Source organism: Rossellomorea marisflavi (assembly GCF_009806575.1).
In the GTDB taxonomy this organism is placed as follows: domain Bacteria; phylum Bacillota; class Bacilli; order Bacillales; family Bacillaceae_B; genus Rossellomorea; species Rossellomorea marisflavi_A.
Genome location: NZ_CP047095.1, coordinates 3,088,939 through 3,101,498, shown reverse-complemented (window position 1 = coordinate 3,101,498; position 12,560 = coordinate 3,088,939). Strand labels below are relative to the sequence as shown.

Genomic DNA, 12,560 nt, shown 5'->3' with positions numbered 1-12,560 from the left:
GGAATTGCATGCATCTTTTGGGAAATCCTCAAAAAAAGGTTGCACTCTGCCGGGATGAATGCTATCATGAAATACGTTGTGACAAACCGGTTTGACTTTGGTATTGTCTTATGGTATAGTATCTAAGGTGAATTGAATACAGTTTGGTACAAGTAGAGGCATCCCGCTTCTCACCTGAATGACGCGTTTTGCAGTTACCAGGTAACTTTCATGATAATTAAGCGATGTGCTTTATAATCAGATGCGGGTGTTTCGACACTCGCATCTTTTTTGTTTCTGAATGAGTAAGGGTGCTGCAAACCAATACCGCGTATTCTTTTAAATTACCTTGGAGGTGGCTAGTTATTAGCAAAGACATGATCTTAAACGAAACGATTCGTGCCCGTGAAGTGCGTCTGATCGATCAGAATGGTGAACAGCTTGGAATCAAATCCAAGAACGAAGCCCTAGAAATCGCAGAACGCGTCAATCTTGATCTTGTTCTCGTTGCTCCAACTGCAAAACCACCCGTTGCCCGTATCATGGACTACGGAAAGTTTAAGTTCGAACAACAGAAGAAAGAAAAAGAAGCCCGTAAAAATCAAAAGATCATCAATCTGAAAGAGGTTCGCCTGAGCCCGACGATCGATGACCATGATTTCAATACGAAACTTCGCAATGCTCGTAAGTTCCTTGAAAAAGGAGACAAAGTTAAAGCGTCTATCCGATTTAAAGGCCGTGCGATCACGCACAAAGAGATCGGCCAACGTGTACTCGATCGTTTCTCCGATGAGTGCAAAGACGTTGCAACCGTTGAATCAAAGCCTAAAATGGATGGTCGCAGCATGTTCTTGGTGCTCGCACCAGTCAACGAAAAATAATCGACCCGAGGAGGAAAAGCACATGCCAAAAATGAAAACTCACCGCGGCTCAGCTAAGCGTTTCAAGAAAACAGGTTCTGGTAAACTTAAACGTTCTCACGCTTACACAAGCCATTTATTCGCTAATAAATCTACTAAAGCAAAACGTAAGCTACGTAAAGCTGCTGTTGTCTCTAAAGGAGATTTCAAACGCATTCGTCATATGCTTGACAACCTTAAATAAAAAGCAAGTAAGAAATAGGAGGGAATTATTATGCCACGCGTAAAAGGCGGAACAGTAACTCGCAGACGTCGTAAAAAAGTTCTTAAATTAGCCAAAGGTTATTTCGGTTCAAAACATACTCTTTATAAAGTAGCTAACCAACAAGTCATGAAATCATACATGTATGCTTATCGTGACCGTCGCCAGAAAAAACGTGACTTCCGTAAGCTTTGGATCACTCGTATCAATGCAGCTGCACGTATGAACGGTCTTTCTTACAGCCGTTTGATGCACGGACTTAAGCTTGCTGGTATCGAAGTGAACCGTAAAATGCTTGCTGAGCTAGCGGTTTCTGATATCAATGCGTTCAACCAATTGGCTGACGCAGCGAAAGCTCAATTGAACAAGTAATCTTGTTGAGGGATCGGCCCAGTGGCCGGTCCTTTTTGCATAGAGAAAGGAAGATTGCATGGAAACGTGGATCATCGTATTGAATCTGTATCTCATCGTGATCAATATCGCGGGCTTCGTCCTCATGGGCCGCGACAAGGAAAAGGCGAGGCGGGGGAGTACCGGATCAGCGAACGGACGCTGTGGCAGGTGGCGATCCTCGGAGGGAGCGTCGGCAGTTACTTCGGCATGCGCATCCATCGCCATAAAACGAAGCATGCAGCGTTCAGGCTCGGGTTGCCCCTCCTGGTCATCCTGCACGGGGGACTTTATATCTGGTTCGTCTTGTAAGTTCTGACAGTGGGAGCCGTCTCATAGGATAGAATAGCACGTGAACATCATCAGAGGCATAGTAGGGGGTTTTGCATCATGGATGATCGTTTAGTCGCTGCATTTGCCGTCATGGAAGCGAGTGGTTTCATTGCCCCTTTCCTGTTCATCCTGTTCCACATCTTAAGGCAGTTCCTCTTCATCCCGGTCGCACTCGTCTGCATGGCGGGAGGTCTGTTGTTCGGAAGTGTGTTCGGGACGATTTATTCCTTGATCGGGTTGACGCTCTTATCCGTCCTTTTCTTCTTTGTCATCAAGGGGGTGCCGACGTTTGCCGAAAGGCTCCTGAAGCTGAAGGAAAAGTGGTTCGGCCGGAATGCCGTATTGACGACCGGTCAGATCGCGGTATTGAAGCTGATCCCGTTCGTCCACTATCAGCTCCTCAATCTGTGTCTCCTTGAGCGTCACAGGGAATTCAAACCGTTCCTCAGGGCGGCTTTCCTCTCGAACATTCCCCTGGCATTCTTTTATACGGTATTCGGTCAATACATCACGACGTTCTCCCCGCCGATCATCGTCATGATCATCCTGTCCCTGGCTGTCCTGTTTTATCTCCTCAGGGAAAAGGTTCGGATCATTTCATGGAATGAATTCTTTCCGAGTAAATAAGAAAGGGGGCGGTCCGTAATGGACGCCCCCTTTGCTGTGCTACTGTTCTTTTTTCTTCAGGAGTTCATGAATGGGACTCTTCCAGTCGATCTTGGCGGCAGGATACCGCTCCTTGATCTCATTCTGGACGTAGTGGAAGTCCTCGCGGTTCATCCCCTTCAAAGCGGAGATGTTCTCCGCCCATACGAAGATCGACACCACTTCGAATGAATGATCGGTGGACCCCATATACTTTTCCCCTTCGAATAGTACCCCTTTGTAGGTGACATGAAAATTCTTGTGCACGTTTTCCTGATCATCCAGAAAATAAAACCTGCGCTGTTCCTTTGCCAGTTCAAGCTTTCTTTTCGGATTGAGGATATATTTCACACAGCGGTACAAAAGATAAAGAATGAACAAAAAAAGGACCAGTCGGATCAGTAAAAACATGAAAATTACCTCCGTAGGCATAAGGATTCTTCATGTACATACGGATGGATGAAAAAAAGGTTTCGTTTTATTTAAAATTCATCGGAAAATTTGTCATACTAGATAAAGTAGAAAGGAAAGGTGAACACAATGGATTGGAATCAACTATTGAACATGCAGAACGGACTGGATCGGCACATCGAAAGGGAACACGGACTTCAGGACGCCGATCTGGTGGACAAAAAGATCCTGGCCCTCCTCGTCGAACTCGGGGAACTGGCGAATGAAACGAGGTGCTTCAAGTTTTGGAGCAAGAAGGCCCCTTCCGAAAAAGAAGTCATCCTTGAAGAGTACGTGGACGGGATCCACTTCATCCTCTCCCTTGGAATCGAAATCGGCATCCGTTCCATCGATGAGCCCGAGGTACTGGAAGAAGGGGATCCGACAGAGGAATTCCTCAAGGTGTACAGTGAAGTGAATCGATTCTCAGAGGAGCGCTCCGTCGAGAACCTTCTCACCCTCTTCCAGCAGTATCTTCAGCTTGGGCGGATCCTCGGCTTCAAGTCGGAAGACATCCATGAGTCCTACCTGAAGAAGAACGAGGTGAATTATCAGCGCCAGCAAGAAGGATATTAATGAATATTTTGATGAATCTGAAGGGTTCAAGTATAATAAATAGGAACGTTATTTAGGGGGGCGAAACAATGACGAAACTTGACGAAACGTTGACGATGCTAAAGGATTTGACCGATGCCAAAGGAGTACCGGGAAATGAACGCGAAGTACGGAACGTGATGAAAACATACATAGAGCCATTTGCCGATGAAATCACTACGGATAACCTGGGAAGCCTGATTGCGAAGAAGACCGGTTTGGCGAACGGTCCGAAGATCATGGTGGCCGGTCATCTTGACGAGGTCGGCTTCATGGTGACCCAGATCGACGGCAGGGGCTTCCTCCGTTTCCAAACGGTAGGAGGCTGGTGGTCCCAGGTGATGCTTGCCCAGAGGGTGACCATCGTGACCGATAAAGGGGAACTCACGGGTGTGATCGGTTCGAAGCCGCCGCATATCCTTCCTCCTGAAGCGCGCAAGAAGCCGGTGGACATCAAGGATATGTTCATCGATATCGGTGCTTCCAGCCGCGAGGAAGCAGCGGAATGGGGAGTCAAGCCGGGGGATATGGTTGTCCCATACTTCGAATTCACGGTGATGAACAATGAAAAGATGCTCCTTGCCAAAGCGTGGGATAACCGCATCGGCTGTGCCATCGCCATCGATGTGCTGAAAAACCTGAAGGATGCCGAGCATCCGAATATCGTGTACGGTGTCGGAACGGTCCAGGAGGAAGTCGGACTCCGTGGTGCCCGTACATCGGCAGCGAAGATCGAACCGGACATCGCCTTTGGCGTGGATGTCGGGATCGCCGGGGATACACCGGGAATTTCCGATAAGGAAGCTTCAAGCAAAATGGGAGATGGACCGCAGATCATCCTGTATGATGCGTCCATGGTATCCCATAAAGGGCTCCGTGATGCTGTCACCAGCACGGCGGACGAACTGGGCATCCCGTATCAGTACGATAGCATCCCTGGAGGAGGGACCGATTCAGGTTCGATCCATCTGACGGCGAACGGGGTACCGGCCCTGTCGATCACCATCGCCACCCGCTACATCCACAGTCATGCGGCCATGCTGCATCGGGATGATTATGAGCACACAGTGAAACTCATCACGGAGGTCATCAAGAAGCTCGACCGCGAAACCGTCGATAAAATCACGTATGATTGACCTTGAAGAGGCGCCCGAGGGCGCCTCTTTTTTCATGCTGATGATCAGTCGTCAAAATCGATCTGACGGGAATCTGTCAGATCTGCCCCGATGGTCTTTGTGATGATCCGGAAGGCATTGTCATTGTCTTCAGTCGTCTCGGAAGCGACACAGTCGGTCGGGATGGACAGCTCATATTCCCTCATATATGCATCATTCGCCGTATAAAGGACGCAGATATCCCCTGCGATCCCCGTCAGGATCAAGTGGTGGATATCCAGCTGGTGAAGGAGGATCTCAAGCTGGGTTCCGAAGAAACACGAATGCTTCGGCTTGATGATGAAGTAGTCATCGGTATCGGGATGAAGCCGCTCGATGACTTTCCGGCCCTTCCCTTTTTTGCAGTGCTCGATGATATCGTTCATATTATCCTGCCACAGTCCATAGTTATCATTGACATAGATGATGGGAATCCCCGCATTTTTCGCCTTTTTCTTCAGGCCACGGATCGGATCGACGACGTCCAAGGTATGTTCAAGCAGGTTTTCCCCTCCATCGAAGTCGAATGTATTGATCATATCGATCACGAGAAGTGCGGTGTTATCTTTACTCATATGTATCATTCTCCCTTCCATGCTTTTAGCCTTTCTTTACCACTTACGAACCCACTCAAACGTTCAACGGATGGGGCTTTTGGAGGGAAATGAAAACGCGCCTTCTGCATGAAGGCGCGCCAGTCTGTTTAATGAGGCTGTTGAAGGGAATTTTCAAGCGTTTCAAGGACCATCTTCTGTTCATTCGGATCGGCGTTCTGCCAGAAGACCTCGAGGAGGACACCCAGCCCCGGGAGCGTCTTTTCTTCGCCTCCCTGAATGGCGTCGACGATGGTATCGCGGAGTTCATCCTGTGAATTGCCCTGCACGTTGTGTATGATCGCTTTGCGTAGATTCAAGCTCATTATGCCCAGCTCCTTTATGGTTGATGAGGAATTCATTGTTATCGTCTCTCAAATCCCGTATATTATGTATGGAAGTTGAGGTATAATGGACATTTGAATAGAACGTTGAAGGAGCGGATACGATTGAAGTATATTCAATCCTCAAAGAACCCCATCGTGAAACAATGGAAGAAGCTGTTGACCAAAAAAGAACGGGATCTCACCCGTACCTATATCGTCGAAGGATTCCATCTTGTAGAGGAAGCGCTGAAGCAGGATGGGATCGTACAGGAACTGATCGTCGTGGAAGGAGTGGAGGTGCCGAGGACCTTTGAGGCCGAATCCATCACCACCGTATCACCTGAGGTCGGGAGTCTCCTCGCCGATACGGAGACCACCCAGGGGATCTTCGCCATCTGCCGGCAGCAGGAACGGGAGGAAGACATGGTAGAAGCGAGTACGTTCCTTCTCCTGGACGGGCTCCAGGATCCAGGCAACATCGGCACCATCATCCGGACGGCTGATGCGGCAGGGATCGACATGGTCGTCCTCGGGAAGGGGACAGTGGACCCTTATAACCAAAAGGTCCTCCGCTCAGCCCAGGGCAGTCATTTCCACCTTCCGATCGTGCGGATGGATCTTGAACAACTGATCCCCGAGCTGCAGGAACGGGGGATCCCGGTTTATGGCACGGCCCTTGAAAATGGGGTTGAATACACTGGAGTGGAGCCTGCTTCATCCTACGCCCTCATCATGGGGAATGAGGGAAATGGCATGTCCCCGCATACACTCGAGATGACGGACAAGAATCTCTACATCCCGATATACGGGCAGAGTGAATCATTGAATGTTGCCATCGCTGCAGGCATCCTTATGTATCATTTTAAGCAGAACACACCGAAAAGGGTTTGAATTCTCCCCGATAATTCACTATAATAGTTCTCATATATGAAAAACGTTGAAAGAGGAAAGTAGCATCTGGAATTCCTCCAGGGAGAGAGTGCCTCGACTGAAAGCACTCTTATGAAGGACAGCTGTGAAATTTCACCTCTCGAGTTGGCATCGGGACCATTGCCCAGGCAATGTAATGATGTACCGGCATATGCCGTTATCCGAATGAAGTGAGTGGGCGAACGCTGCCTGCTTATAAGGGTGGTACCGCGATCAAACCTCGTCCCTTTCCGGGATGGGGTTTTTTTATTTGGTCAAAAAAGGACCGGTCCACTGAGACCGCAAGATAAAAAGGAGGATGTTCCATGGAGGAAACATTACGATCCCTTCAACAGGAAGCAATCGAAAAAGTAAATGAAGCACAGGATTTAAAAGCGCTGAATGATGTCCGCGTTGCCTATCTCGGCAAGAAAGGCCCCGTGACTGAAGCGCTGAAAGGCATGGGAAAACTCTCTGCAGAAGAGCGTCCGAAAATGGGTGCCCTGGCCAATGAAGTCCGCGGAGCCATCACCGAGACCATCGAAGCGAAGCAGGCCATCCTTGAGAAGGAAGCGGTGGAGAAAAAGCTCCAATCGGAAACGATCGATGTGACCCTTCCAGGGCGCCCTGTGAAGAGCGGGAATCATCATCCCCTCACCATGATCGTCGAAGAAATCGAAGATCTGTTCATCGGCATGGGCTATACGATTGCCGAAGGCCCGGAAGTGGAGAAGGACTACTACAACTTCGAGGCGCTCAACCTTCCGAAGGGACACCCGGCGCGAGATATGCAGGATTCATTCTATATCTCGGAAGAAACGCTCCTGCGCACCCATACGTCCCCTGTACAGGCAAGGACGATGGAGATGGCAGATGGAAAAGGACCGATCAAGATCATCTGCCCTGGGAAAGTGTATCGCCGTGACACCGATGATGCGACCCATTCCCATCAGTTCACACAGATCGAAGGACTTGTCGTCGATGAACACATCCGCATGAGTGACCTTAAAGGAACATTGAATGTATTCGCCAAGAAGATGTTCGGGGAAGACCGGGAAATCCGACTCCGCCCAAGCTTCTTCCCGTTCACGGAGCCTTCCGTCGAAATGGATATCAGCTGTAAGATCTGCGGCGGTGAAGGATGCCGCGTATGCAAAGGGACCGGTTGGATCGAAATCCTCGGTGCCGGTATGGTCCATCCGAATGTACTGGAGATGGCCGGATTCGATTCAAGCAAGTACTCCGGGTTCGCCTTCGGGATGGGACCTGAACGGATTGCCATGCTGAAGTATGGAATCGATGATATCCGTCACTATTATACGAACGATACGCGTTTCCTCAAACAGTTCAGCGAGAAGGAATAATCGGAGGCGCATGGCGCACCGGACAAATCGATAGGAGGTACAAGAATGTACGTTTCATATAAATGGCTGGAAAACTACGTGGACCTGTCAGGTGTCACACCTGAAGAACTTGCCGAAAAGATCACCCGCAGCGGGATCGAGGTAGAAGGAGTGGAGCGGATCGGGGACGGCATCAAGGGCGTCGTCGTCGGCCATGTCCTCACATGCGAGCAGCATCCTGATGCGGATAAACTGAACATCTGCACCGTGGATGTCGGAGAAGAAGAACCCGTTCAGATCATCTGTGGGGCACCCAATGTCGCCCAAGGCCAGAAAGTGGCCGTTGCCAAGGTAGGGGCTGTCCTTCCAGGCAATTTCAAAATCAAGAAAGCGAAGCTCCGCGGAGAGGTCTCCCAAGGAATGATCTGTTCCCTTCAAGAGCTCGGCGTCGAAAGCAAGCTTGTGCCGAAAGAGCATGCAGACGGGATCTACGTATTCCCTGAAAACGAGGAAGTCGGAGCCGATGCAGTCGAGCGCTTGAGCCTGGATGATTCCATCCTTGAGCTCGGACTCACCCCTAACCGCTCGGACTGCTTGAGCATGCTGGGTGTTGCCTACGAAGTGGCAGCGATCCTCGACCGGGATGTGTTGCTTCCGGAACCATCCGTGAGCGAATCCGGCGAGAAAGCGTCAGACTACGTTTCCGTCCGTGTGGAAGCGAAAGAAGACAATCCATTGTATGGGGCGAAGATCATCAAGAACGTGAAGATCGGTCCTTCACCTGCATGGATGCAGCACGCCCTCATGGCAGCGGGCATCCGACCGCATAATAATGTCGTCGACATCACGAACTACGTGCTCCTTGAGTACGGTCAGCCTCTTCATGCCTTCGACTACGACCGATTCGGATCGAAAGAGGTCGTAGTACGCCGCGCGCATAATGGCGAGAAGATCGTGACACTCGATGATACGGAGCGCACACTGTCTGACGATCAGCTTGTCATCACGAATGGCAAGGCACCAGTCGCCCTCGCCGGTGTCATGGGCGGAGCAGACTCTGAAGTCCAGCAGGACACCACCACCGTCCTATTGGAAGCAGCGTATTTCACAGGTGCCATCGTGAGAGGAGCTTCCAAGCATCACGGGCTCCGCAGTGAAGCGAGCACACGCTATGAAAAAGGCGTCGATCCCGAGCGCGTCCTGAAAGCGGGAGAACGTGCCGCCCAGCTCATGGCTGAGTATGCCGGAGGAGAAGTCCTCAAAGGCACGGTCCTCTTTGATGAATTGACCGTCCAGCCTGCACGCGTATCCATCACCCTTGAGAAGATCAACTCTTCACTCGGAACAGCCATCACCGCTGAAGAAGTGGAAGGCATCTTCCGCCGTCTCGGGTTCCCCGTTGAAGTGGACGGTGAAACCTTCCACGTGACGGCCCCGACAAGAAGAGGGGACATCACGATCCAAGAAGATCTATTGGAAGAAGTGGCACGCCTCTACGGCTATGACCACATCCCGATGACCCTTCCTCAAGGGGCATCAACAGCCGGCGGGTTGAGCCCATATCAGGCGAAGCGTCGCGCTGTCCGCCGCTACCTGGAAGGAGCGGGTCTCCTTCAGGCGATCACTTACTCCCTGACGAACGATAAGAAAGCGACTCAATACGCACTCGATGTGAAAGAGCCGGTCCGCCTCCTCATGCCGATGAGTGAAGAACGGAGCAATCTGCGCCTGAGCATCGTCCCGCAGCTTCTTGAAGTCATTTCATACAATAAGGCCCGTCAAAACGACAGCCTCGCGTTCTATGAAGTCGGAGCCGTGTTCCTGAATGAAGGGGAAGAACTTCCACGCGAAGAAGAGCACATCGCAGGGGCCCTTGCCGGTCTGTGGCATTCGCATCTTTGGCAGGGAGAGAAGAAGCCGGTTGACTTCTACGTGGCGAAAGGGATCCTCGAAGGAATGTTCGAGAAGCTTGGCGTATCCGATGCCATCAGCTACCGTCAAGCCGTCATCGACGGATTGCACCCAGGACGGACAGCGGAAATCCTTTTGAACGATGAGGTCATCGGTTTCGTAGGTGCCACTCATCCGGAAGTGGAAAAAGAACTTGATCTCGATGCAACATATGTATTCGAACTGAAGGCTGCACCGGTATTCGGATATGATAAAGCACCACTCGGCTACTCACCGATTCCGCGTCACCCGTCGATCACAAGGGATATCGCCCTCGTCGTCACGCAGGATGTGAAAGCAGGAGACGTTCAAGCCATCATCAAAGAAGCAGGAGGAAAACTTCTCAAAGAAGTTTCCGTCTTCGACCTTTACGAAGGAGAGCATATGGAACCAGGTAAGAAATCCCTGGCCTTCTCCCTCAAATACTTCGACCCGGCCAAAACCCTTACCGATGAAGAAGTCGTGAAAGTCCATAACAAAGTCCTTGAAGCCGTCAAAGCGAAAGCCGGAGCGGAACTTAGGGGATAATCATACAAAGAAAGATGCCGGGAGTGATTCCGGCATCTTTTTTTGTGTGCCTTTCACACACCAGGTGGGGTGAAGATAGGCTATGGGCTTCCATTCAAAAATCACAGAGTTCCTCGGAGCGGAAGGCAGCCGACTCCAACGGGAAAAGCGGGCAGGGTGAGACCCTGCAGGCCTGCCGAAGCGGCTCACCGCACGCCCCGTGGAAAGCGGCTGCCTGGAGCGGAGAGGAACGGGCCTTATTAAATATCAAAAAAGATGCCACCCCAAAAGGATGACACCTCCCTCTACTTCCTCGAAATCTTGATTGCTTTATCACTATTGGCAAAATGCCACTTCGTCATATTCTTCAGTGAGTCGACGCCCCTGCGCTTGATGATCTTGGCCGCAGCGATATCTACGGCGCTTCCGGCACCCTTCGGGATCGTCACGCCGGCCTTCTCGCTCAGCTTGTCCATCTCCTTCAGGAACGCATAGCGGGCTATGATCGATGCCGCCGCGACGGACAGATGCATGCCTTCGCCTTTCGTACTGAAATAGACCCGGTCCCGCTGGATTTTTTTCTGGGAAGCGATATGCCTGTAGTACGTATTCTTCTCCACAAACTGATCGATCAGGATCGCTTCCGGCTGTTCAGGGGCGATTTTGTCCATCAGATTCAGGATCGCTTTATTGTGAAGCAGGGCTTTGATCTTCCCTTGGGACATGCCGCTTTCCTGGAGCTCATTGTACTTCGGGTTATGAAGGATGAGAAGACTGTATGGAATCGTTTGGATCAGATCCTTGGCGATGCGCTTGATCGTCTCGTCCGTCAAATTTTTGGAGTCCTGGACACCGAGTTCCTTCACAAGTTCGAGATGTTCCCGTTTCACATAGGCGCTGACGACGGTGATCGGCCCGAAGAAGTCACCGGTCCCGACTTCATCCGATCCGATCACCGACCACGAAGCAAAGTCTTCGGGAAGGGTAGTGGTCTTTTTATCGAACTTCTTTACTTTAGGAGCAACCTTCGATCCCCATTGGGATGCTTCGTCTTCACCCCTTGCTCCCTGGAAGAGGACTTTTCCCGATTTATAGGCTGTGACGGTGCACCCTGCAGGCTTGGCAGAGAAGACGGCTCCGGGCGGAACCTTGCCTGTGAGGACGGAAGAATAGTGTTCTTTCATTTTATGTATCTGATCAGATGTCGTTTGAATGACGGTATTGGCCAAAACGGATCTCTCCTTCTTTACAAGTATGGTACGATGGAAATGAGTTCATATGACAATGTTCTACCATTCTCAACAGGTACATGGTATGATAGTGTGTAGAATTTTTAAGTGAACGGGGGTCTTTCGGATTGTCTGAAGCAGAAAAAAATCGCATTACTGTGGATATATATGGTCAGCATTATACGATCGTCGGGACAGAGGCGCCTGATACGATCCGCTTCGTCTGCTCCAAAGTCGATGACAAAATGAGGGAAATCAACTCTGCGAATCCGTATCTCGACACGGGAAGACTTGCTGTCCTGACAGCCGTGAACGCCGTGAATGATTATATCAAACTTCAAGAGAAGTACGAAGACCTCGAACGGCAAATCAAACAATTAAAGGATTGAAGTAACTATGTTGGATATCATACTGCTCGTGCTCCTGCTTTTTGGATTCCTCATTGGATTGAAACGGGGATTCATCCTGCAGGTGATACATATATTCGGTTTCATCGCTTCATTCATTGTAGCATATTTGTATTATGATCAGCTTGCTCCCAAGCTGACTTTGTGGATTCCTTACCCGAATCTTGACGACCAGATGGCGTTGAAGATGATTTTCCAGGCGGGGAATATGGAAGACGCCTACTACAGGGTGATTGCGTTCACGATCATTTTCATTGCGGTGAGGATCATCCTGCAGATCATCGGCTCCATGCTTGATTTTGTCGCCCACCTTCCAATCTTGAAGCAGGTGAACAAACTGGGCGGGGGACTATTGGGATTTGCGGAAACGTACTTGATCCTTCTCATCCTGCTGTTCATCGGGGCCCTCCTGCCGATGGATTCCGTGCAGTCGGCCATTCAAGGATCCTTCCTTGGGCAGGGGATGGTCAAAAACACCCCGATCTTCTCCGACATGATTCAATCATGGTGGATGGGGAAATCAGCTTGATAACAGGACTGGGTCCAGGAACCGAAGCATTCGATGCCGTTCCGGATTCAGTCTTTTTCTTTTGATGCGGAGTTTGCTACTATAGAGAGTGGAGAAACCA

At 50.4% G+C, this 12,560-nt stretch carries 16 protein-coding genes and 2 other annotated features; of the genes, 12 read left to right on the top strand and 4 right to left on the bottom strand.

Annotated features, from left to right (window positions below):
- Positions 1–144: 144 nt before the first annotated feature.
- Positions 145–277 (top strand) — a sequence feature (ribosomal protein L20 leader region).
- A gap of 79 nt (positions 278–356) precedes the next feature.
- From infC to D5E69_RS16155, 5 genes are all read left to right on the top strand, one after another.
- The gene (gene infC, locus D5E69_RS16175) at positions 357–860 is read left to right on the top strand and encodes a translation initiation factor IF-3 (RefSeq protein WP_048006314.1); all 504 of its coding nucleotides are present in this window, start codon (positions 357–359) and stop codon (positions 858–860) included.
- A gap of 22 nt (positions 861–882) precedes the next feature.
- Positions 883–1,083 carry a 50S ribosomal protein L35 gene (rpmI, locus tag D5E69_RS16170; protein ID WP_032087387.1) on the top strand — a complete coding sequence of 67 codons (201 nt, stop codon included), beginning with the start codon at positions 883–885 and terminating at the stop codon, positions 1,081–1,083.
- Positions 1,084–1,113: 30 nt separating this feature from the next.
- Positions 1,114–1,473 (top strand): 50S ribosomal protein L20, encoded by a 360-nt coding sequence (rplT, locus tag D5E69_RS16165; protein ID WP_048006313.1) that lies wholly within the window; start codon positions 1,114–1,116, stop codon positions 1,471–1,473.
- Positions 1,474–1,539: 66 nt separating this feature from the next.
- Positions 1,540–1,803 (top strand): DUF1294 domain-containing protein, encoded by a 264-nt coding sequence (locus D5E69_RS16160; protein ID WP_347566700.1) that lies wholly within the window; start codon positions 1,540–1,542, stop codon positions 1,801–1,803.
- Between the two features lie 78 nt (positions 1,804–1,881).
- Positions 1,882–2,451: a TVP38/TMEM64 family protein gene (locus tag D5E69_RS16155; protein WP_048006311.1), complete on the top strand. Its 570-nt coding sequence runs from the start codon at positions 1,882–1,884 to the stop codon at positions 2,449–2,451.
- A 39-nt stretch (positions 2,452–2,490) separates the two neighbouring features.
- Here D5E69_RS16155 and D5E69_RS16150 read toward each other — a convergent pair whose 3' ends face one another.
- The gene (locus D5E69_RS16150) at positions 2,491–2,880 is read right to left on the bottom strand and encodes a hypothetical protein (protein WP_048006310.1); all 390 of its coding nucleotides are present in this window, start codon (positions 2,878–2,880) and stop codon (positions 2,491–2,493) included.
- 129 nt (positions 2,881–3,009) lie between these two features.
- On the opposite strand from D5E69_RS16150, the gene D5E69_RS16145 reads away from it, so the two are divergent.
- Together D5E69_RS16145 and D5E69_RS16140 are read left to right on the top strand one after the other, a co-directional pair.
- A complete protein-coding gene (locus D5E69_RS16145; protein WP_159129915.1) occupies positions 3,010–3,495 on the top strand; it encodes a dUTP diphosphatase in 486 nt (161 codons plus the stop codon).
- Positions 3,496–3,563: 68 nt separating this feature from the next.
- Positions 3,564–4,649 (top strand): M42 family metallopeptidase, encoded by a 1,086-nt coding sequence (locus D5E69_RS16140; RefSeq protein WP_048014832.1) that lies wholly within the window; start codon positions 3,564–3,566, stop codon positions 4,647–4,649.
- A gap of 44 nt (positions 4,650–4,693) precedes the next feature.
- Here the strand turns inward: D5E69_RS16140 and D5E69_RS16135 are convergent, their stop codons facing one another.
- Positions 4,694–5,242, bottom strand: a complete 549-nt coding sequence (locus D5E69_RS16135) for a cysteine hydrolase family protein (protein ID WP_159129914.1) — start codon at positions 5,240–5,242, stop codon at positions 4,694–4,696.
- 128 nt (positions 5,243–5,370) lie between these two features.
- Positions 5,371–5,586, bottom strand: coding sequence for a small acid-soluble spore protein SspI (gene sspI / locus D5E69_RS16130; RefSeq protein ID WP_048006306.1), 216 nt, complete (start codon positions 5,584–5,586; stop codon positions 5,371–5,373).
- Positions 5,587–5,709: 123 nt separating this feature from the next.
- Between sspI and D5E69_RS16125 the strand changes: the two genes are divergently transcribed.
- From D5E69_RS16125 to pheT, 3 genes are all read left to right on the top strand, one after another.
- Positions 5,710–6,477: a TrmH family RNA methyltransferase gene (locus D5E69_RS16125; RefSeq protein WP_048006305.1), complete on the top strand. Its 768-nt coding sequence runs from the start codon at positions 5,710–5,712 to the stop codon at positions 6,475–6,477.
- Positions 6,478–6,514: 37 nt separating this feature from the next.
- Positions 6,515–6,747: a binding site (T-box leader), on the top strand.
- Positions 6,748–6,821: 74 nt separating this feature from the next.
- Positions 6,822–7,859 carry a phenylalanine--tRNA ligase subunit alpha gene (gene pheS, locus D5E69_RS16120; RefSeq protein ID WP_048006304.1) on the top strand — a complete coding sequence of 346 codons (1,038 nt, stop codon included), beginning with the start codon at positions 6,822–6,824 and terminating at the stop codon, positions 7,857–7,859.
- A gap of 45 nt (positions 7,860–7,904) precedes the next feature.
- Entirely contained in the window at positions 7,905–10,316 is a 2,412-nt protein-coding gene (gene pheT, locus D5E69_RS16115; protein ID WP_048006303.1) for a phenylalanine--tRNA ligase subunit beta, read from the top strand.
- Positions 10,317–10,600: 284 nt separating this feature from the next.
- Here pheT and rnhC read toward each other — a convergent pair whose 3' ends face one another.
- Positions 10,601–11,524, bottom strand: coding sequence for a ribonuclease HIII (gene rnhC, locus D5E69_RS16110; RefSeq protein ID WP_048006301.1), 924 nt, complete (start codon positions 11,522–11,524; stop codon positions 10,601–10,603).
- A 128-nt stretch (positions 11,525–11,652) separates the two neighbouring features.
- On the opposite strand from rnhC, the gene zapA reads away from it, so the two are divergent.
- Entirely contained in the window at positions 11,653–11,913 is a 261-nt protein-coding gene (gene zapA / locus D5E69_RS16105) for a cell division protein ZapA (RefSeq protein WP_048006300.1), read from the top strand.
- A 7-nt stretch (positions 11,914–11,920) separates the two neighbouring features.
- A complete protein-coding gene (locus tag D5E69_RS16100) occupies positions 11,921–12,460 on the top strand; it encodes a CvpA family protein (RefSeq protein ID WP_048006299.1) in 540 nt (179 codons plus the stop codon).
- The last annotated feature ends 100 nt before the right edge of the window (positions 12,461–12,560 follow it).